The sequence below is a fragment of the Halomonas sp. LMYGS-3 genome (genome assembly GCF_059509875.1).
The window spans coordinates 18,483-37,711 of the sequence record NZ_JCAKFQ010000005.1 but is presented as its reverse complement, the minus strand read 5'-3'; the positions used below and the strand labels follow the sequence as shown (position 1 = coordinate 37,711).

Annotated in this window: 17 protein-coding genes; 9 read left to right on the top strand and 8 right to left on the bottom strand. The window is 69.4% G+C overall.

Going from position 1 to position 19,229, the window contains the following annotated elements:
- Positions 1 to 279 precede the first annotated feature (279 nt).
- Positions 280 to 2,328: a bifunctional tRNA (5-methylaminomethyl-2-thiouridine)(34)-methyltransferase MnmC2/FAD-dependent 5-carboxymethylaminomethyl-2-thiouridine(34) oxidoreductase MnmC1 gene (gene mnmC / locus AC5W54_RS06225; protein ID WP_495961207.1), complete on the bottom strand. Its 2,049-nt coding sequence runs from the start codon at positions 2,326 to 2,328 to the stop codon at positions 280 to 282.
- Positions 2,329 to 2,468: 140 nt separating this feature from the next.
- Positions 2,469 to 2,768 (bottom strand): YciI family protein, encoded by a 300-nt coding sequence (locus AC5W54_RS06220; RefSeq protein ID WP_495961206.1) that lies wholly within the window; start codon positions 2,766 to 2,768, stop codon positions 2,469 to 2,471.
- A gap of 127 nt (positions 2,769 to 2,895) precedes the next feature.
- Here AC5W54_RS06220 and AC5W54_RS06215 point away from each other — a divergent pair, with 127 nt between their 5' ends.
- Together AC5W54_RS06215 and AC5W54_RS06210 are read left to right on the top strand one after the other, a co-directional pair.
- Entirely contained in the window at positions 2,896 to 3,795 is a 900-nt protein-coding gene (locus tag AC5W54_RS06215; RefSeq protein WP_495961205.1) for a PHP domain-containing protein, read from the top strand.
- A gap of 57 nt (positions 3,796 to 3,852) precedes the next feature.
- Positions 3,853 to 4,476 carry an L-threonylcarbamoyladenylate synthase gene (locus AC5W54_RS06210; protein ID WP_495961204.1) on the top strand — a complete coding sequence of 208 codons (624 nt, stop codon included), beginning with the start codon at positions 3,853 to 3,855 and terminating at the stop codon, positions 4,474 to 4,476.
- A gap of 52 nt (positions 4,477 to 4,528) precedes the next feature.
- On the opposite strand, the gene AC5W54_RS06205 is transcribed toward AC5W54_RS06210, so the two are convergent.
- Together AC5W54_RS06205 and AC5W54_RS06200 are read right to left on the bottom strand one after the other, a co-directional pair.
- Positions 4,529 to 5,398 (bottom strand): ion transporter, encoded by an 870-nt coding sequence (locus tag AC5W54_RS06205; protein WP_495961203.1) that lies wholly within the window; start codon positions 5,396 to 5,398, stop codon positions 4,529 to 4,531.
- 33 nt (positions 5,399 to 5,431) lie between these two features.
- On the bottom strand, positions 5,432 to 6,298 hold the full coding sequence (locus AC5W54_RS06200; protein WP_495961202.1) for a CYTH domain-containing protein: 867 nt from the start codon (positions 6,296 to 6,298) through the stop codon (positions 5,432 to 5,434).
- 105 nt (positions 6,299 to 6,403) lie between these two features.
- Between AC5W54_RS06200 and AC5W54_RS06195 the strand changes: the two genes are divergently transcribed.
- The 7 genes from AC5W54_RS06195 to glrR all read left to right on the top strand — a co-directional run bounded on the left by AC5W54_RS06195 (position 6,404) and on the right by glrR (position 15,426).
- Positions 6,404 to 7,084 carry a TIGR00153 family protein gene (locus tag AC5W54_RS06195; protein WP_495961201.1) on the top strand — a complete coding sequence of 227 codons (681 nt, stop codon included), beginning with the start codon at positions 6,404 to 6,406 and terminating at the stop codon, positions 7,082 to 7,084.
- Positions 7,085 to 7,183: 99 nt separating this feature from the next.
- The gene (locus AC5W54_RS06190) at positions 7,184 to 8,449 is read left to right on the top strand and encodes an inorganic phosphate transporter (protein WP_495961200.1); all 1,266 of its coding nucleotides are present in this window, start codon (positions 7,184 to 7,186) and stop codon (positions 8,447 to 8,449) included.
- 176 nt (positions 8,450 to 8,625) lie between these two features.
- Positions 8,626 to 9,939, top strand: a complete 1,314-nt coding sequence (gene argA, locus AC5W54_RS06185; protein ID WP_495961199.1) for an amino-acid N-acetyltransferase — start codon at positions 8,626 to 8,628, stop codon at positions 9,937 to 9,939.
- Positions 9,940 to 10,014: 75 nt separating this feature from the next.
- Positions 10,015 to 11,061: a C45 family autoproteolytic acyltransferase/hydrolase gene (locus AC5W54_RS06180; protein ID WP_495961198.1), complete on the top strand. Its 1,047-nt coding sequence runs from the start codon at positions 10,015 to 10,017 to the stop codon at positions 11,059 to 11,061.
- 887 nt (positions 11,062 to 11,948) lie between these two features.
- A complete protein-coding gene (locus AC5W54_RS06175; protein ID WP_495961197.1) occupies positions 11,949 to 13,445 on the top strand; it encodes a sensor histidine kinase in 1,497 nt (498 codons plus the stop codon).
- Between the two features lie 2 nt (positions 13,446 to 13,447).
- A complete protein-coding gene (locus tag AC5W54_RS06170) occupies positions 13,448 to 13,990 on the top strand; it encodes a hypothetical protein (RefSeq protein ID WP_495961196.1) in 543 nt (180 codons plus the stop codon).
- 62 nt (positions 13,991 to 14,052) lie between these two features.
- Positions 14,053 to 15,426 (top strand): two-component system response regulator GlrR, encoded by a 1,374-nt coding sequence (gene glrR, locus AC5W54_RS06165; protein ID WP_495961195.1) that lies wholly within the window; start codon positions 14,053 to 14,055, stop codon positions 15,424 to 15,426.
- Positions 15,427 to 15,445: 19 nt separating this feature from the next.
- Here glrR and AC5W54_RS06160 read toward each other — a convergent pair whose 3' ends face one another.
- The 4 genes from AC5W54_RS06160 to AC5W54_RS06145 form a co-directional block, all read right to left on the bottom strand.
- Positions 15,446 to 16,711, bottom strand: coding sequence for a type II toxin-antitoxin system HipA family toxin (locus AC5W54_RS06160; protein WP_495961194.1), 1,266 nt, complete (start codon positions 16,709 to 16,711; stop codon positions 15,446 to 15,448).
- Positions 16,701 to 16,970 carry a type II toxin-antitoxin system Y4mF family antitoxin gene (locus tag AC5W54_RS06155; RefSeq protein WP_495961193.1) on the bottom strand — a complete coding sequence of 90 codons (270 nt, stop codon included), beginning with the start codon at positions 16,968 to 16,970 and terminating at the stop codon, positions 16,701 to 16,703. The genes AC5W54_RS06160 and AC5W54_RS06155 overlap by 11 nt, the downstream gene beginning before the upstream one ends.
- A 167-nt stretch (positions 16,971 to 17,137) precedes the next feature.
- The gene (xseA, locus tag AC5W54_RS06150) at positions 17,138 to 18,481 is read right to left on the bottom strand and encodes an exodeoxyribonuclease VII large subunit (RefSeq protein WP_495961192.1); all 1,344 of its coding nucleotides are present in this window, start codon (positions 18,479 to 18,481) and stop codon (positions 17,138 to 17,140) included.
- Positions 18,482 to 18,603: 122 nt separating this feature from the next.
- The gene (locus tag AC5W54_RS06145; RefSeq protein ID WP_495961191.1) at positions 18,604 to 19,191 is read right to left on the bottom strand and encodes a PRC-barrel domain-containing protein; all 588 of its coding nucleotides are present in this window, start codon (positions 19,189 to 19,191) and stop codon (positions 18,604 to 18,606) included.
- Positions 19,192 to 19,229 lie beyond the last annotated feature (38 nt).

The window sequence follows — 19,229 nt, the reverse complement described above, 5'->3', positions numbered from 1 at the left end:
CACGCTTTGCGGGGCGATGGCGGTGCGAAGCGGCGCTGGGCGGTTATCGGCCAGGTTGGCGGCCACCGCCAAGGCGCCTTCGGCGCCAATCGCTCGGCGGAGCCAAGCTCCCACAGGCAGGGAAACTACCCCCCGGCAGAGCCAAGCTCCCACAGGCAGGGAAACTACCCCCCGGCGGAGCCAAGCTTCCACAGGCAGGGAAACTACCACCCGGCAGAGCCAAGCTCCTGGCAGGGAAGCTACCCCCCGGCAGAGCCAAGCCCCACAGAAGGCCTCGAGTCAGGCCTGCTTCCCCCTCACCAGGTCCCTGATGATGCGCCGGCCCGGGTGCAGGTGATCGACCAGCGGCTGCTCCAGCGGCAGCGGCTCGTCGCAGATCATCGAGGCGATGAGTTCCGCGCACAGCGGCGCGCTGGCGAGCCCCCGCGAGCCGTGGGCGGTGCTGATCCACAGCCCGCCATGGTGGCGGCCGGGCGTGGCGGGCACGCGGGTCGCGTCCCTGGCCAGTGCGGCGTAGTCGGCCCGCCAGGCCTCGGCGTCGGGCACCGGGCCCGCGTAGGGCGACTTGTCGGGGCTGGCGGCGCGGATCGCGGCCCGCCCCGCCAGCCGGCTCGGGTCGAGGTCGACCCCCGCCCGGCGCAGGGCCGCCACGAAGGCGGGCAGGGTGCGCGCGAGTTCGGCCAGGTTGGCGGCGTGGTCCGCCTCGCGCAGGTCGGCGACCGCGTCGTTGGGGGCGAAGGTGGCGCCGAAGGTGAGCGCGCCGTCGAGCGCCGGCGACACATAGCCGCCGGCGCAGATCACCCGTTCGGGCCCGGTCACCCCTGCCGGCAGCGCGAGCTGCGATACCTGGCCGCGCACCGGTTGCAGCGGCAGCTGTGCGGTCTGGGCGAAGCGGTTGGCCAGGGCCGCGGTGGCGATTACCACCTGATCGGCGTCGAGTCGCACGCCATCGGCCAGGACCAGTTGCCAGCCGTCTTTCCCCCGCTCGAGCGATGTGACCTCGGCCCGATGGAAGGTCACGCCCGGCGTGTCGGCCAGCCGGGTGCAGAGCGCCGCGGGCCTGACCCAGCCCGCCAGCGGATAGTCCAGGGCGGGGCTACCTATCTCGAGCCCGGCGCGCTCACCGGCGGTTGCGGCATCGAGACCTTCCACCACGCTCGTCGGCAGGGCATGGTTCGCCAGGAAGCGGGCCTGGCGCTCCCGTTCCTTCTCCGATATGGCCAGTTGCAGTACGCCGCTCGGCCGCCAGAGGGTTCGGGCCGGGTCCAGGGTCTCGTTATCCGGCTCCGAATCCAGCCGCGTTAGCCAGCGGCGGCTGTGCAGCAGCCCGGCGAGATAGACCCGGCTCTGCGGGTTGGTCGCCACCGCCAGCTTGACGTAGAGCGCCCCCTGGCGGTTGCCGGAGCCGCCGGCCCCGGGGCCTTCCCGGTCGAGCAGGGTCACCGCGATCCCGCGCCGGGCCAGGGCGTGCGCCACGCTGGCGCCGGCGAGGCCGGCGCCGACGACGGCGACATGCCGCGCCGGTAGCGGGGCCGGCGCGGCGAACCAGGGGGTGCGACGGCGGCGCTCGTCCAGCGGCGGCGCGGCGATCTCGCCGGCGAGCATCTCGCGCTTGCGCCCGAACCCGGGCACCTTGCGCCAGGCGAAGCCGGCGGCCGCCAGGCCGCGCTTGACCACGCCGGCACAGGTGAAGGTGGCCAGGGTCGCCCCGGGCCGCGAGCGTTCGGCCATGGCGAGGAACAGCCCGGGGCGCCACATCTCGGGGTTCTTCGCCGGTGCGAAGCCGTCGAGGAACCAGGCGTCGACCCGACCGTCGAGCCGCGCCAGCCGCTCGGTGGTGTCGCCGAAGTGCAGGTCGAGGACCACCCGCGCGTCGAGCCACAGCCGATGCACCCCGGCCACCGGCTCGGGCCATTGCGCGGCCAGCCGCGCGGCGCGCTCGGCGAGGTCCGGCCAGGCGGCCAGCGCCCGGGCGAGATCCTCCCTGGCGAGCGGGAACTTCTCGGTGGAGACCAGGTGCAGCCGGGCCCCCGCGGGGGCGTGGGCGTCGAAGCAGGCCCAGGCGCAGAGCATGTTGAGGCCGGTGCCGAAGCCGGTCTCGGCGACCACGAAGGGGCGCGTTTCCCGCCACTCGGCGAACCGCCGTGGCAGGTCGTTGCCGGCGATGAAGACATGCTCGGTCTCGGCCCGGCCGTCGTGGCGCGAGAAGTAGACGTCGTCGAAGACCGTCGAGTGGGGGGCGGACTCGCCCGTCTCGTCCTGGCGCCAGTCGAGGCGGGCGATCTCCAGGCCCGCCATCGGGGGCAGGCCGTCAGGGGCGGCGGTCAAGGCGGGGCTCCCGTGGGCAGGCGCTGGTCAGAAAGTGATCGCTGACGCCGTGGCGCCAGCGTGACTGGGTTGTCGCCAGGCGTCCGCGGCGTTTCAACAGCGTTATCCACAGATCCTGTGCAAAACCGTCGGTGGATAAATCAGGGAAAGACCTTCTTGTAGGGCTTGACGGTCACCTTGGCGTAGACCCCGGCGATCATGTAGGGGTCGGCGTCGGCCCAGGCCTGGGCGTCCTGGAGGCTGTCGAACTCGGCCACCACCAGGCTGCCGGAGAAGCCGGCTTCGCCCGGGTCTTCGCTGTCGATAGCCGGATGCGGGCCGGCCAGCACCAGGCGGCCCTCGTCGCGCAGCTTCTCGAGCCGGGCCAGGTGGTCGGGGCGGGCGGCGAGGCGCCGCTCCAGGCTGTTCTTCACATCTTCGCTGATGATCGCATAGAGCATTGCAGTCGCTTCCTCGGTTGCGCGGCACGGGCCGCGGGGTCCGGCAGGGCCCGGCATTGACCGGGGTCGGCCGGGCGAGCACCATGAACGGATATTCTGACAAAGTCACCTGCCGGCGTCATTGCCAATGAACGCACTTCCCGCCCGTTTCGAGGGCGAGAGCTCTCCGCTTTCCATCGACCTGCACATGCACTCCACCGCCTCGGACGGTGCCCTGTCGCCCGAAGCGGTGGTGGCATTGTGCAAGGCGCGTGGCCTGACTCACATGGCGCTGACCGACCATGACACCATGGCCGGTATCGCCGAGGCCAGCGTCGCCGCCGCGCGCGAGGGCATCCGGTTGCTGCCCGGGACCGAGCTCTCCACCCGCTGGGCCGGCGTCAATATCCATGTGGTCGGGCTGTTGCCCGAGGGAGCGCGGGGCGCCCTGGTCGAGGGGCTCGAGGCCCAGGCCGTGGCGCGTGAGGCGCGGGCCGAGCTCATCGCCCGGCGCCTGGAGACGCTGGGGCTCGAGGACGCCCTGGCGCGGGCCCGGGAACAGGCCGGCTCGCTGCGCCCGCTGGGTCGACCCGACTTCGCCCGGGCCCTGGTGGCGGCGGGGCTGGTACCCGATGTCGCCACCGCCTTCAGGAAGCACCTCGGCAACGGCAAGGCCGGCGACGTCAAGGCGCACTGGCCGGAGCTGGCCGACGCCGTGGGCTGGGTGCTCGATGCGGGGGGCGTGGCGGTGCTGGCGCATCCGATGCGCCACGGCCTGACCCGGCGCAAGCGCGGCCTGCTGCTCGATGCCTTCCGCGCCGCCGGCGGCCAGGCCGCCGAGCTGGTCAGCGGCTTCCAGAACCCGGATGCGACCCGTGACCTGGCGCGCCAGCTGCAGGAGCGCGGCCTCTACGCCTCGGTGGGCAGTGACTTCCACTTTCCCGGGGGGCACCTGGCCCCGGGCAGCATGAGCCCGGTACCCCGCACCGCCACGCCACCGGTCTGGACGCATCCGCGCCTGGCCGGCGTCGTCGGGGTGGCGGCGTGAGAGGCGGGCCGCGGTTATAGTGACAGACATCCATCGGCCATCGAACAGGGAGCTCGCATGAGCCAGTTCTTCCAGATCCATCCAGACAATCCCCAGAAACGGCTGATCGACCAGGCGATCCAGATCATTCGCAACGGTGGCGTCATCGCCTATCCCACCGATTCGGGCTACGCCCTGGGCTGCCACCTCGGCGACAAGAAGGCCATCGAGAGGATCAAGTGGCTGCGCTCGCTGGACGACAAGCACAACTTCACCCTGGTCTGTTCGGATCTTTCCGAGATCGGCACCTACGCCAAGGTGGACAATGCCGTCTTCCGTCTGCTCAAGGCCCATACCCCGGGGGCTTACACCTTCATCCTCAATGCCACCACCGAAGTGCCGCGGCTGCTGCTGCATCCCAAGCGCCGCTCCATCGGCATGCGCGTGCCGGACCACAGCATCACGCGGGCGCTGCTCGATGCGCTGGGGGAACCGCTGATGAGCGTGACCCTGATCCCGGAGGGCGAGGAGCTGCCGATGACCGATCCGGATGCGATCCGTGACCGCTACGGCGCCCACCTCGACCTGATCATCGACGGCGGCGCCTGCCACCTCGAGGCGACCAGCGTCATCGACCTGCGCGAGCTGCCGCCGAAGATCGTCCGCGAGGGGCGTGGCGACGTCGAGCCCTTCCGCGAGTGATCCGGGCGAGCCGCCGGCTCAGTGCTCCGGCGGCTCGTCCTCCCTGTCGCCTTTACTTCTCGGCCTCCTTCAGCCGCGGGTCCGGCGTCTCCTCGTCGAGCCAGGTGCCGCACTTCAGGCAGTACTTCGCTCGCTTCTCGTGGCGGTCATGGCCGCAGCCGGGGCAGGCCTCGTCGGAGTAGCGGTCGGCGCGGATCGAGCGGATCACCTCCGCCGAGAACACCCCCGTGGGGACGGCGATGATCGAATAGCCGATCAGCATCACCATCACCGAGATCGCCTGGCCGATGGGGGTGACGGGGACGATATCGCCGTAGCCCACCGTGGTCAGGGTGACGATGGCCCAGTAGACGGCCGTGGGGATGCTGGTGAAGCCGGCCTCGGCGGGCTCGATCAGGTAGATCAGGGCGGCGAAGATGGTCACCAGCATGAAGACGGTGAACAGGAACAGGAAGATCTGGTGGAGGCTGCGCTTGAGGGCATCCAGCAACAGGCGTGCCTCGCCGACGAACTGCATCAGCCGCAACACGCGGAAGATGCGCAGCACCCGCAGCAGGCGCACCACCACCAGCGACTGGGCGCCGGGAACGATCAGCACCAGCCAGGTGGGCAGGATGGCGATCACGTCGACGATGCCGTAGAAGCTGCGCAGGTAGCGCAGGGGCTTGTCGAGACAGTAGAGCCGCATGGCCAGCTCCACCGTGAAGGCGAGGGTGAAGCCCCACTCCAGCCAGTAGAACAGCTCGCCGTGGCCGGCATGCCAGGCTGCCACGCTGTCGAGCATCACCACCAGCACGCTGGCCAGGATCACGCCGATCAGGGCGATATCGAAGCCCTTGGCCAGGGGCGTGTCGGACTCGAAGATGACCTGGAAGACGCGCGTGCGCAGGCCCTCTCCGCCGGGTTTGAAGGGGGTGGTCATAGGGCGCCTCCCTGGCGTCACGAGGAGTGGGTCTCAGAGCGCGGCATCGGTGGGCAGCCGGCGGGCCAGGCGCAGGGCCGTCCGGCCGAAGGCGGGCGTCGGCCAGTCGGGGGCGTCCAGCGCGCTGGCCAGCACCTCGGCCTCGCGTCGGTAGCGGCCTCCCTCGCGCCCGGCGAGGTGGGCGAACGCCTCCCGGGCCCGGTCGCGCCAGGCGGGGGCGCCGGTGTCGTCGAGGGCGTCCAGCGCCACCACGGCGCGGTGCAGCCAGGCGCCGGCGCCGTCGCCCTCGGGCAGGGTCCAGGTGCCGGCCAGCAGAGCGGCGCCGCGGGCGGCCTTGCTGGTATCCGCCGGGCGCAGCGGGACCGACTCGGCCAGCTCCTCGGCCAGGTCCCACAGGGCCGCCGGCGCGCCGGCCTCGAGTTCGAGCTCCAGCTCGCGGATCGCCACCGTACGGCCGGCAGCGCGGATCTCGCCCAGGTCGAGCGCCAGCTCGATGCGGGTGCCGTCGAGCGCGAGCCGCCAGGTCTCGCGACGGAAGTCGGTGGTGAAGCGCGGTGCCAGTCGTGCCAGCAGTGCCTCGCCGTGGTCGGCCATGGGCGGCAGGGCGGCGAGCTTGGCGAGGTCGAGCCCCGGCCCCGGCACCTCCCACTCCCATTCGCCGCGGCGCGAGAGCCCGCCGCCGCCCTGGCCGCGGGTCTTGAGGGTCTGCAGCAGGCGACCATCGATCCGGCGCAGGCGCAGCGCCATGCGGGCGGCCTCCAGGTCCCCCGCGGGGGTGTCGAAGTAGGTGTTGCCGAGGGCGACAGGGCGCGGCGCGTGGCCGGCGAGCCGCGGGTGGCGACGCAGCGCCGCCGGGCCTTCCGGGCCCAGGGCCAGCTTGAGTTCGATCTCGTGACTCATGGTGTCGCCACCTCGGCTTCGTTGACTTAACATGATATTTTCATGACGGAGGCGGCGTCGATCACTATACTGTCGCCGCCAATTCTTCAGCGCACATGGATCCCCATGGTCACACCCAATCCGTTTTCCGCGATGTTCGGCCGGTCGCCATTCCAGCCGCTGCTGGCCCACATCGTCAAGGCCAACGAATGCGCCGACCAGCTGTTGCCGTTCTTCGAGGCGGCGCTCGTCGGTGACTGGGAGGCCGCCGCCGCACATCGCGAGACCGTCACCCGGCTCGAACACGAGGCCGACGAACTCAAGACGCAGTTGCGCCTCAACCTGCCCAACACCATGTTCCTGCCCGTTTCCCGCAGCGACATCCTCGACCTGATCAGCGTCCAGGACAAGATCGCCAACAAGGTGCGGGACATCACCGGCATCATGCTCGGCCGCCGCATGCAGGTGCCGGAGCCCCTGGCCCAGCCGATGCGCGACTACATGCAGACCGCCGTGGCCTGCGTGGCCCAGGCGCGTCATGCCCTGGAGGAGCTCAAGGACCTGCTCGAGTCCGGTTTCGGCCGCAACGTCTCCGACGTGATGCAGAAGCTGATCCGTGAACTGCACGTGCTCGAGCAACAGGCCGACGCCCAGCAGGTGGCCATTCGCCGCCAGCTGTTCGAGCTCGAGAGCCAGCTGCCGCCGGTGGACGTGGTCTTCCTCTACAAGATCATCGACTGGGTCGGCGAACTCTCCGACCGTGCCGAGCGCGTCGGCAGTCGCCTGCAGATCCTCACGGCCCGCTAGGATGCGATTCGTCGCGGCACCGCATGCCCGGGTGCCGAGCGATACCGCCATCACGCCAATCCGCTACTCCCTGACAGCCACATAGGACGACCTCCCCCTATGTCGATCATCGTGCAGCACGGCGAAATCTTCATCATTCTGGCCTGTATCTTCGGCTTCTTCATGGCCTGGGGTGTGGGCGCCAACGACGTCGCCAACGCCATGGGAACCTCGGTCGGGTCCCGCGCCATCACCATCAGGCAGGCGATCGTCATCGCCGTGGTCTTCGAGTTCCTGGGTGCCTGGCTGGCCGGCGGCGAGGTCACCGCGACCATCCGCGGCGGCATCATCGATCCGGGGCTGCTCGCCCGGGATCCGCAGTTCCTGGTCTACGGCATGCTCTCGGCGCTGCTGGCGGCGGCCATCTGGCTACTGATCGCCTCGGCCCGGGGCTGGCCGGTCTCCACCACCCACTCCATCGTCGGCGCCATCGTCGGCTTCGGCGCCGTGGGCCTGGGCATGGAGGCGGTGGCCTGGGGCAAGGTCGGCCAGATCGCCTCGAGCTGGGTGGTCTCGCCACTGCTGGCCGGTACCATCGCCTACCTGCTGTTCAAGTCGGTTCAGCACTTGATCTTCGAGGCCCGCGACCCCTTCACCTCGGCCAAGCGCTATGTGCCGCTCTACGTCTTTCTGGTCGGCTTCATCGTCACCATGGTCACCCTGAACAAGGGCCTCAAGCACGTCGGGCTCGACCTCAGCTTCGGCCAGAGCTTCCTGCTGTCGATCCCGATCGGCCTGGCGATCATGGGCATCGGCGTGCTGATGGAGCGGCGGGTGGTCTACGAGCGCCGTGCCGACGACCACTTCGGCTACGGCAATGTCGAGCGGGTGTTCGGCGTGCTGATGATCTTCACCGCCTGCGCCATGGCCTTCGCCCACGGCTCCAACGACGTGGCCAACGCCGTGGGGCCCCTGGCCGCGGTGATCAGCGTGGTACGCACCGACGGTGTCATCGACGCCGCGGCCCTGGTGCCCTGGTGGGTGCTGGTGCTCGGTGGCGGCGGCATCGTCGTCGGCCTGGTCACCTACGGCCACAAGGTGATCGCCACCGTGGGCACCGGCATCACCGAGCTGACCCCGAGCCGCGGCTTCGCCGCCACCCTGGCCGCCGCCACCACCGTGGTGCTCGCCTCGGGGACTGGCCTGCCGATCTCCACCACCCACACCCTGGTGGGAGCGGTGCTCGGCGTGGGCCTGGCTCGCGGCATGTCGGCGCTGAACCTGCGGGTGATCGGCACCATCATCATGTCGTGGCTGATCACCCTGCCGGCCGGCGCCGGCCTGGCCATCCTGTTCTTCTTCACCTTCAAGGGCATCTTCGGCTGACGGGCGCTTCGCGCCGGCCACGAGCGTCGAGCCTAGGGTCCCGAGCGGTCGGCAGCCGCATGCAGCGGCTGCCGACCTGGAGCGGTGTGCCCACGGCAGTGGTGCCGCCGTTTCACTGGCTCTGATATAGTCGAAGTCGATTTCATCCATCTCTCATCTGCTGCCGGAGTGCGGCCTTGGATACTCGTTTCCCCTTCGTCGACTGGTTTCGCAATTCCTCGCCCTATATCAATGCTCACCGGGGCCGCACCTTCGTCATCCTGATCGAGGGCGAGGCCATGGCGCGAGGCCGAAGCGAGCAGTTGATCCAGGACCTGGCGCTGTTGCATACCCTGGGCGTGCGGTTGGTGGTGGTGTTCGGTATTCGTCCCCAGGTCGAGCTGACCCTGAAGGCGGCCGGCATCACGCCGGACCACCATCAGGGGCGCTGGGTCGCCGATCCGACTATCATGGCGTGCGTCGAGCGCGTGGCCGCCGAGCAGCGGCTGTGGCTCGAGGCGCGGCTCTCCCTGGGATTGCCCAATACCCCGCTGCACGGGGTGGAGCTGACCGCGGTCTCGGGCAACCTGGTGATGGCCAAGCCGCTGGGGGTGCGCGAGGGCATCGACTTCCACCACAGTGGCGAGGTGCGCCGGGTACGGGCGAGTGCCATCGAGGGGCTGCTGGAGAAGCGGGCACTGGTGGTACTGCCGCCGCTGGGCTTCTCCAGCACCGGCGAGGTGTTCGACCTCGACGCCTCCGAGGTGGCCCAGCACGCCGCCATGGCGCTCTCCGCCGACAAGCTGATCCTGCTCGGCGAGGCCAGCGGCCTGTATGACCAGAGCGGCCAGCTGCAGCGCCAGCTGACCCCGGCCGATGCCGAGCCGCTGCTGCGCCGCGCCGACCCCGGCAGCGAGCTGGCCCGCCACCTGGGGGCGGCCTGTGCCGCCGCCCGCCATGGGGTGGCCCGCACCCACCTGATCTCCTGGCACGATCACAATGCCCTGCTCGGCGAGCTGTTCACCCGCGACGGGGTGGGCACCATGATCACCCAGCACCGCTACGAGCAGCTGCGCCCGGCCGAGCTCGGCGACATCGGCGGCCTGCTCGAGCTGCTGGAGCCGCTCGAGCACCGTGGCATGCTGGTGCCACGCTCCCGCGAGCGGCTGGAACACGAGATCGACGACTACCTGGTGATCGAGCGCGACGGTATGGTCATCGGCTGCGGTGCCCTGCATACCTTCCGTGACGCCGACATGGGCGAGCTGGCCTGCGTGGCGGTGCACGACGACTACCGTGGCGGGGCACGGGGCGAGCTGCTGCTGGCGGAGATCGAGCGCCGTGCTCGGCGCCTCGGGCTCACCTCACTGTTCGCGCTGACCACGCATACGACTCACTGGTTCTTCGAGCACGGCTTCCGCCTGGCCGACATCGACGACCTGCCGCCGCTCAAGCGCGATACCTACAACCACGCCCGCAAGTCCAAGATCCTGATCAAGCCGCTCGCCTGAGCGGCTGTCGTCATGCAGGTCGTCCATCCCCTGATGGCAGCTCACCCAATGACAGCATGAAGGATAGTCTGCGCCATGTCTGAGCCCACTTCCCCGATCGGCTGGCAGCGGGCCGGCGGCGACCCCCGGGCGCTGGGCAGGGCGCTGGGCCGGGCGGGCCGCCGGGCCGTGCACGAGCGGCTGTTGCCGAGCCCCCTCTGGGCACGCATCAACGACCCCGGGCATCGCCGTGCCCTGGCCCGCATGGCCGAGACCACCCGGCGCCATTTCCCCCGGGTCTGGGCCGAGATCGAGGGCCTCGCCGAGGGGCTGTCGCTGCCGGTCGAGCCGGTGTTCGCCTGGAACTGCCGCGGGGACCTGCTGGCCAGCGTACCGGATGGCTGCACCACCCTCGTCGTGCCGGGGGCACGCCCCCTGGTGGCCCATAACGAGGATGGCCTGCCGTTCTTTGCCGGCCACTGCTTCATGTTCGAGGCCTTGCCGGACCACGCGCCCGGCTTCACGGCGTTCTGCTACCCGGGCTCCTTGCCGGGCCACACCCTGGCATTCACCGGCCGTGGCATGGTGCAGGCGGTCAACAACCTGCGGTTGACGGGGCTGGCGCCGGAGGTTCCGCGGATGGTGCTGGGGCGTGCCGTGCTCGACCTGGCGGGGGTGGAGGAAGCGCTGGCGCTGCTGCGTCGTCATCCCCGCAGTGGCGGCTTCCACTTCACCCTGGCGGAGGCCGCCGGCGGAGCGATCGTCAGCGTCGAGTTCGGCGGGGGCGAGGTCTCGGTGCAGGAGGTCGTCACGCCACGGGTCCATGCCAACCATGCCCTGCACCATGTACGGGGCCTGGCACACCAGATCATCACCGATTCGTCCCGTGAGCGTCAGCGGCGTGGCGATGAACTGCTCAAGGAAGGGGTGCGCGAACCGCTGGCGCTGCTCCACGATCGGCAGAGCAGCGGGCTGCCCATCCTGCGCCTGGACCCCGACGACCCCGACCACGAGAACACCCTGGCCACGGCGGTAATGCAACCGGGCCCGGATGGGGTAGCATGGTGCGTTTATGATCGACCAGGAGCCGCGCCCGTCTATACCGGACACCTCCCGCATCGCTCGTTCCCCCGAGAGCGTTGAGGCACTGCGGGCCCTCGAGCGGCACTCCTCCATTCGCCCGTCGATCAGCGTCGGCGGTGTGCTGTCGCCTGGTAGCGTCGTGGCTCGAGAGGGTGTCGCCATACAGATACGAACCAAGCTTCTGATTTCCCGCATTTTTTTTTGTTATCCCCGGATGGCGTCGCCATACGGAGACGAAAAGTCGTTGTAAAATCGTCAGCCGCCACGGATTTGGCCTCTTTCTGTCAGCATGCCACCTTTTATATGGTCATAAAATATTGAAAATAATGGAAATTGAGTTTTGTTGGCATGACATTGGCAATAGTCAGGGTGAGCAACGGAAGCGGTTCATTACGGCTCGAGCCGCTTTCCGATCGCCGAAGGGCGCCGGGTCAAACACTGCCCTGTGCGTCCGGCCCCGGAAGCGATCAGCGTCTGCTCCAAGCGATGTGTGACTTTAGGTTGCGATGAGACGGGTACCGCCGAGAGGCACGGAAGTGTACCAGAAGGGCAAGGATGCCCAGGCAAGGACGCCTCATCCCCCTTCCCGGGGGATCGAATCGCGCAGCATCGCCTTCGGCTCAGGCCGCGGCGGTGGTGCCAGGAACGAAGCGAGGGTGGTTCGCCACCCGCATGTGAAGACGGCCCTGGTGAGTAACGGTCTTCATGTGGCTTCGGGGCCGTTGGCCCATGGAAAGCGGGCCGATCGCTCTGACCAGGCAGGCGAGCGGCGTGTTTTCCAGACCCTTCAGTTCCCTGCGTACTTGGGCCGGCTCAGCCGGCCCTTTTTTTCGGCCACTTTTTCGCGGGTGCATGGCGGGCAGTGGAACGCTGTCCAGCAGAACTCTGGTATTCTTTGAGCGTATACGATGGCAATGCCTCTCACTATTCTGCAAAGAGCTCTGGTCATGACCACCCGAGTCTCGCGTCGCTGGCGCCCCCGCTCATTGCTGCAGCTGGTTCTGCTGGCTTTTCTCGTTGTCATGCTGCCCTTGGCCGTGCTGATGCTCCAGGCCGGGCAGGCCCTGTCGGAACTGTCGCGACTGGCCGATGTCAGCGCCCGCCAGGCGGTGGAGGAGACCCGCCGGGCGCGCTCGCTCAGCGCACTGGCGCTGGAGATGGAGCGCGGCGCGCGCCAGTACGCGGTGGTCGAGCAGGAGAGCCTGATGGAGATCTACGCCGAACGGATCGAGGATTACGGCACGCTGCTCGCCAAGCAGCGCGAGCTCCTGCCCGACGACCCCGACGTGGCGGCGCTGGAACAGCAGTTGGCCGAACTCGCCCGGTTGCCCGAGCTGCCGATGGAGGAGTTCGAGGAGCGGCTCGCCGACTTCATTCCCTTCGCCCAGCATACCGAGGCGATGCGGCAGGCCACCAACCGCCAGATCGATACGCGCATCGATGCGATCCGCGAGCGCGCCGAGGCCGTGCAGACCCGGCTGTGGCTGCAGACCGCCGCGCTGGTCTCGGCCAGCCTGGTGCTGATGCTGCTGTTCACCTGGTTGATCATCCGCCCGGTGCGGCAGCTCGAGCGGCGCGTGCTGGGTATCGGCAGCGGCAGCCAGGCCCATGCCGTGCGGCCCATCCAGGGGCCGGCCGAGCTGGTCCAGCTCGACGAGCGACTCGACTGGCTCTCCTCGCGCCTCGAGGAGCTCGAGGCCCAGAAACAGCAGTTCCTGCGCCACATGTCCCACGAACTCAAGACGCCGCTGGCCAGCGTGCGCGAGGGCTCGGCGTTGCTCGCCGACGGGGTGGCCGGTGAGCTCTCGCCGCACCAGCGCGAGATTCTCGAGCTGATCGACGCCAGCGGTGGCGAGCTGCAGCGGCTGATCGAGCAACTGCTCGACTACAACCTGCTGCAGCACAACCGCCAGGTGCAGGCCGAACGGCTCGATGTCGCCACCGTGGTCAAGGAGGTGCTGGCCAAGCACCGCCTGGCGCTGGACAACAAGGGCATGCGGGTCGACTGCTTCGACGGCCCGATGGAGTGGAACGCCGATCGTACCGCGACGACCCGCATCCTCGACAACCTGATCTCCAACGCCATCGCCTACGGTGAAGACGCCGGCGAACTGGCGATCCGTGCCCGCCGCACCCATGACCGCCTGGTGATCGAGGTGGCCAACAGCGGCGAGCCCATCGCCGACGAGGATCGGCCGCGGCTGTTCGAGGCCTTCTACCAGGGCCGCGCCCGCCGCAAGGGGCCCCTCAAGGGCTCCGGCATCGGCCTCTCGGTGGCCGCCGATTGCGCTCGGCTGCAGCACGGCAGCCTGGAGCTGGTGAACGATCCGTATTATGCGGTCTGCTTCCGCCTGACCTTGCCACGTGTCCATGTGGCGGAGCAGATCCCTCATGATCATCTGGCGCTCGTCGGAGAAGCGAGCACCCACGCAAGGAACCGATGACGATGAGATGTCGCTCCCTGCTGGCCTGCCTGGCGGTGACCTGGTTGGCCGGCTGTGAATTGCTACCCGAACAGTCACGCACGACGGCCCAGCCGGCGGCCGAACCGGCGACCAAGGGCTGTCACGCCGTGATTCCCGATTTCGACGACGAAGCCTGCCTGCTGCCCGACTGGGTCGCCTTCGGGCTGGCCTCGCAGCGCGGCGAGCGTGGATGGCGCGACGTCATGCTGGGGCGCCTGGCGGGCTCGGGCGCCGAGCAGCGACTGGCCCGGGCCGTGGTCCTGGCCTGGGGCAACGAGAACCAGTGGGACCGTGCCGCCGAGATCCTCAAGGCCGACCTGCATACCGCGCCGGCCGCCCTGCAGCCGCTGCTGCGCTACTGGCACAACGAGGTGGAGGGGCGCCGTGCCATGGCCGGGCGCCTCGAGAGCATCCGCGCGGAGCGCGTCGCCCTGGAGGAAGAGAACGCCGCCCTGGCCGAGAAGCTGGAGGCGCTCACCGCCATCGAACAGAACATCAACCTGCGACAGCAGACCGACGACTGACAGGGGGATGAAACGTGAAGCACGCCACACGAATGCAAGCCAACAGGGCACCTGGCGCCCGGATGTCCGGCGCCCGTGAACCCAGTGCCCATATCCTGCTGGTCGATGACGACGTCAGCCTGCTCAAGCTGCTGGGCATGCGCCTGGAGAGCCGTGGCTACCGGGTGACCACCGCCGAGAGTGGCCGCCAGGCGCTCAAGGTGCTGGAGACCGACCGCCCCGAGCTGGTGCTCACCGACCTGCGCATGGACGAGATGGATGGCCTGGCACTGTTCCAGGAGGTTCAGCGCCAGGCCCCGGGGCTGCCGGTGATCCTGCTCACCGCCCACGGCTCGATCCCCGACGCCGTCAGTGCCACCCGACAGGGCGTCTTCAGCTTTCTCACCAAGCCGGTCGACCGCGACGAGCTGTTCGCCGCCATCGACGAGGCGCTGAGCCAGACCACCGTCTCCAACAACGACGGAGACGAGGCCTGGCGGGCGGCGATCATCACCCGCAGCCCCGACATGGAGCGCATTCTCGAGCAGGCACGCATGGTGGCGGCCTCCGACGTCAGCGTGCTGATCACTGGCGCTTCCGGCTCGGGCAAGGAACTGCTCGCCAACGCCATCCACAAGGCCAGCTCGCGGGCCGGCAAGCCCTTCGTGGCGATCAACTGCGGCGCGCTGCCCGAGCAGCTGCTCGAGAGCGAGCTGTTCGGCCACGCCCGGGGCGCCTTCACCGGCGCGGTCAGCGAGCACCGCGGCCTGTTCCAGGCCGCCGACGGCGGGACCCTGTTCCTCGACGAGATCGGCGACATGCCGCTGACGCTGCAGGTCAAGCTGCTGCGCGCCCTGCAGGAGCGCCAGATCCGCCCGCTGGGCTCGACCGCCTCGGTGCCCATCGACGTGCGCATCATCTCGGCCACCCACCGCGACCTCGACCGGGCCATGCACGAGGGCGAGTTCCGCGAGGACCTCTACTATCGCCTCAACGTGGTCAACCTCAAGCTGCCGGCGCTCAAGGAGCGGGCCGAGGACGTGCCGCTGCTGGCCAAGCACCTGGTGACCCAGGCCGCCGAGCGCCACAAGCCGTTCGTCAAGGGTTTCTCGCCGGAGGCGCTCAACCTGCTCGCCTCCAGCGCCTGGCCCGGCAACGTGCGCCAGCTGGTCAACGTGGTGGAGCAGTGCGTGGCGCTGACCAGCTCGGCGATGATCCCCGAGGCGCTCGTCGCCCAGGCGCTCGCCGCCGAGGACAACGCCCTGCCGACCTTCAACGACGCCCGCGCCGGCTTCGAGCGCAGCTACCTGATCAAGGTGCTGAAGATCACCGAGGGCAACGTCACCCAGGCGGCGCGCATCGCCGGGCGCAACCGCACCGACTTCTACAAGCTGCTGGCCCGCCACGACCTCGAGCCCGGCACCTTCAAGCCGGCCGCCCGCCACGGCGAGGAGTGAGAAGGCGCAGGAGCGCCGGTCAACCCGGACCGGCCGACCAGCGAGCCGCCAGCTTGCGGCAATTGCCCGTCAGGCGTTGCTGGAGCCGTTCCAGTAGTGTGTGCTCCGTGCCGGGGTGGGTCACCTCGCCGAGGGTCTCGAGTGTCCTGTCGATGGCCGCTGGCATGTGTTCGGCCAGCTCGAGCCCGTGTTGGATGAAGTAACGTGGCTGGAACCTCATCGACCTGGCTAGCGACTCGAGATGCGGCCTCTCGATCCTGCCGGGCCGATCCTCGCCGTCAATACGAAAAGCGAAACGGCGCGAGAGGCCGCTATAGAGCGTCGTGCTCATCAGGTCATAGAACGGCGCCAACCGCGGCCCCTCATCGGCCTGCAGGATCGAGAGGTTCTTGGCATGGCTGTCGTTATTGCCGATCAGCAGGTTGAAGAAGAGCCAACCGATCAACCGCTGCAGGTCCCTGGCCGGTGCACCGGCCTGCTGCAAGAGCTCGCGGCAACGCACCAGGCCGGGACCGCCGTCGCTCTCGTACTTGATGGTCGAGGGAGTACCGTCGAGCTGGCAGAAGTCCAACTGATGCAGGCGTCGCAGCCTGCCTTGCTCATCGGGGGCCCGATCGTAGCGCCGAACGAGGCATGCCCGCGTATCCGGTTGATAGCTGGCCTGTGCGACCTCAAGCCCGAGCTCGGTCGCCAGTTGCATGCAGAAGGCCTCATTGAGTGCCGAGCACCAGACGCCGCTCAGGCCTTGGATGTCCGGCTTGAGGATATGGCTGGAGGGCGCCGCCCCCTCGGGGATGGCAGGGCGGCCGTCGTCCAGCAGCATCAGCAGCAGCTTGTCCTGGGCGCCGGCCAGCGAGATGCGGGCTTCCTCGCCTTGTTGGGAAAGCAGTGGCCCCCGCTCTCGGTGTTGAAGTCGCTCTGCCAGCTCGCCCCAGCCGATGGGGCGGTAGCGAGGCGGTGCCGGTACCTCTCCCCGCGGCAGGAGGGTGAAGCCGCTGGCCGTATCGCCGCCGACGGACTTCAGCAGCCCGAAGACGGTGGTGGTGTGGCGGCTGATCTCCAGGTGGCGGCGCAGGTCACCTTCCGGAAGGAGGTTCTCGAAGTAGGCGAGCACCGCATCGCCGGTGTGGACCCGCTGGGTGAGCGGAAGCGACGGCGAGAGGCTCTCGGCACGCGGGTCCTCCTGCCATGACGGCGCATACTCGAAGCGCAGCGGCTGCTCGTCATGCAGCCTGCCCACCCAGTGATCGCCGTGATAGACATCCAGGACGTCATCATTCGCCATGGCGTCGTCCACCCTTGCGTTGGACGACGACCTCGAGACCCATCAGGTCCAGCACATCCAGGACCTTCTGCAGTTGCAGGGTCGGCTTGCCACGCTCCAGATCCACGATGAAGCGGTTCCCGGTGCCGGCCAGTCCGGCGAGATCGGTCTGCAACAGCTCCTGTTCGGCCCGAACGCGGCGAACCAGCCTGCCGAGGTCCTCGCTGTGGCGAATCCGTTCGACCACCAGGCGAGGCTTGAGTGAGTCGATGTCGGCCATGTGATGCCCTGCCTTGAATTACCGTTCGGTAAGTATAGGGCCGAATCCGTCGACCTGCATCGAGAGAATTACCGGTCGGTAATTACCTGCGGCGGCGAGCGCTTGAAATCGTTGTGAATTACCGATCGGTAATCCCGCCGAGCCCCCGGTCGCGAGCAAGGAGAGCGTCACTTCTTCAGACGCCGCTTCACCTCCACCCTCAGGCGCCCCTCGCCCAGGCGGGCGGTGAGCGCCTGGCCGGGCGCGGTGTCCGCCGCGCGGCGGATCACCTGCCCCGCGTCGTCCTCCAGGATCGCATAGCCACGCCCCAGTACCGCCAGCGGGCTCACCGCCTGCAGCTCGCGGGCCAGGCCGCCGAGCCGCTCGCGCCGGCGGGCGAGCTCGCGCTGCATCGCCGGCAGCAGCCGGCCGCGGGCCCGGGCCAGGCGCTGGCTCGCCTGTTCCAGCTGGCGCCCGGGCGGGTGGGCGGCCAGCCGCTGGGCCAGGTGCGCCTCGCGGCGGCGTTCGGTCGCCAGCCGGCCCTGGATGGCGCGCACCAGGCGGGCCTCGAGCTGGGCCAGGGTCGTGCGCTGGCGCGCCAGCGCCTCGCGGGGGTGGCGCAGTCGGGCGCGCAGGTGGTCGAGGCGCTGGGCCTCGCGCTCCAGCCGGCCGAGCTGGACGCGCTCGAGTCGGCCGGCCAGGGCGACCAGGCGGGCGGCCAGTTCGCGGCGGTCGGGCACCAGCTGTTCGGCCGCGGCGGACGGGGTGGGGGCGCGCACGTCGGCGGCGAAGTCGGCCAGCGTCACGTCCACCTCGTGGCCCACCGCCGACATCACCGGCAGCCGCGAGTGGAAGATCGCGCGGGCCAGGTGCTCGTCGTTGAAGGCCCACAGGTCCTCCAGGCTGCCGCCGCCGCGGGTGATCAGGATGGCGTCGCGGCCCGGGTCCAGCGCCGACTGGCGGTTGAGCAGGCCCAGCGCCGAGATCAGCGCCGGGGCCGCCTCGCGGCCCTGCACCGGCACCGGGATCAGCGTGACCTTGGCCAGCGGCCAGCGCGCGGCGAGCACCGCCAGCACGTCGCGGATCGCCGCCCCGGTGGGCGAGGTGAGCACCAGCAGGTGGCGCGGCGGGTAGGGCAGGGGGCGCGCATTGGCGAACACCCCCTCGGCGGCGAGCCGGGCCTTGAGCCGCTCGAAGGCCGCCAGCAGCTCGCCGATGCCGGCGGCCTGCACCGCCTCGACGATCAACTGGTAATCGCCGCGGGGCTCGAAGATCGACAGCCGCCCGCGGACCTTGACCCGGTCGCCATCGCGCATCGGCGCCGCGACGAAGCGCGCCCGGTTGCGGAACAGCGCGCAGCGCAGCTGGGCCCGGTCGTCCTTGAGGGTGAAGTAGAGATGCCCCGAGCCCGGCCGCGACACCCCCGAGAGCTCGCCCTCGACCCACAGCTCGCCGAAGTCGCGCTCCAGCGTCTGCCGGGCGCGGCGGTTCACCTCGCTGACGGAAAGGGCAGGGGCATCGGGGCGGGACATGGCACTCTCATCCTGACGGGGGCGAGCCGCCACTCTATCATGGCGGCTACCCACCCATGACGCCGAGCCTGGTCGGCTCGGCGTCATGTCATGGTGGTGGGACGATGGCCCGTCGGCGGAGATCAGTCGTCGTCTTCGGGGGCTTCAGCCTCTTCAGGGACTTCAGCCTCTTCGGGCGCTTCAGCCTCTTCGGGGACGTCAGCCTCTTCGGGGACTTCAGCCTCTTCGTCGGGGGTCAGGGCCTCGCGCGTGCGCTGCCAGGCGCTTGCGGCCCCCTCGCGGGTCCTCTCCCAGGTCTCGCGAGCTTGTTCCCTGGCCTGTTCCCACCAGTCACGGTCGTACTCCGGAAACGCTTCCATCTCCTCGGCGGAGGCTTCCACCAGGATGCGGTGCGTGGCAGCGCCAGCCTCGTCCAGCTCGCTTTCGAGCCGGAACTGTCCGGCTTCGACGACCACCCCGCGCCCGCCCAGGCCGAGAACCGCACCACTCTTGACCACGATGGCGGTGACGCGCATGTCGTCATCGAGCAACAGGTTATCCACGTTACCGACGTCTTCCTCGGGGTCGTCGGCCAGAAAGACATCGGAGCCCAGGATGTCATCGGCTGCATAGAGGCCCTGGGGGGCACCGGGCTCCTCGGCCGCCTGGGCAGCGAGGGCGAGGCTTCCCGCCACGGCCGCAATCGCAACGGTCAGTACGTGCTTGTGCATGGCAGTCCTCCTGTGGCCCGTCGATCGAGCCACAGCGC

Coding starts and splice junctions, on each gene's coding strand:
- AC5W54_RS06220 (WP_495961206.1), bottom strand. CDS start 2,768: ATGCTCTATGCGATCATCAGCGAAGATGTGAAGAACAGCCTGGAGCGG.
- AC5W54_RS06215 (WP_495961205.1), top strand. CDS start 2,896: ATGAACGCACTTCCCGCCCGTTTCGAGGGCGAGAGCTCTCCGCTTTCC.
- AC5W54_RS06210 (WP_495961204.1), top strand. CDS start 3,853: ATGAGCCAGTTCTTCCAGATCCATCCAGACAATCCCCAGAAACGGCTG.
- AC5W54_RS06205 (WP_495961203.1), bottom strand. CDS start 5,398: ATGACCACCCCCTTCAAACCCGGCGGAGAGGGCCTGCGCACGCGCGTC.
- AC5W54_RS06200 (WP_495961202.1), bottom strand. CDS start 6,298: ATGAGTCACGAGATCGAACTCAAGCTGGCCCTGGGCCCGGAAGGCCCG.
- AC5W54_RS06195 (WP_495961201.1), top strand. CDS start 6,404: ATGGTCACACCCAATCCGTTTTCCGCGATGTTCGGCCGGTCGCCATTC.
- AC5W54_RS06190 (WP_495961200.1), top strand. CDS start 7,184: ATGTCGATCATCGTGCAGCACGGCGAAATCTTCATCATTCTGGCCTGT.
- AC5W54_RS06180 (WP_495961198.1), top strand. CDS start 10,015: ATGTCTGAGCCCACTTCCCCGATCGGCTGGCAGCGGGCCGGCGGCGAC.
- AC5W54_RS06175 (WP_495961197.1), top strand. CDS start 11,949: ATGACCACCCGAGTCTCGCGTCGCTGGCGCCCCCGCTCATTGCTGCAG.
- AC5W54_RS06170 (WP_495961196.1), top strand. CDS start 13,448: ATGAGATGTCGCTCCCTGCTGGCCTGCCTGGCGGTGACCTGGTTGGCC.
- glrR (WP_495961195.1), top strand. CDS start 14,053: ATGTCCGGCGCCCGTGAACCCAGTGCCCATATCCTGCTGGTCGATGAC.
- AC5W54_RS06160 (WP_495961194.1), bottom strand. CDS start 16,711: ATGGCGAATGATGACGTCCTGGATGTCTATCACGGCGATCACTGGGTG.
- AC5W54_RS06155 (WP_495961193.1), bottom strand. CDS start 16,970: ATGGCCGACATCGACTCACTCAAGCCTCGCCTGGTGGTCGAACGGATT.
- xseA (WP_495961192.1), bottom strand. CDS start 18,481: ATGTCCCGCCCCGATGCCCCTGCCCTTTCCGTCAGCGAGGTGAACCGC.
- AC5W54_RS06145 (WP_495961191.1), bottom strand. CDS start 19,191: ATGCACAAGCACGTACTGACCGTTGCGATTGCGGCCGTGGCGGGAAGC.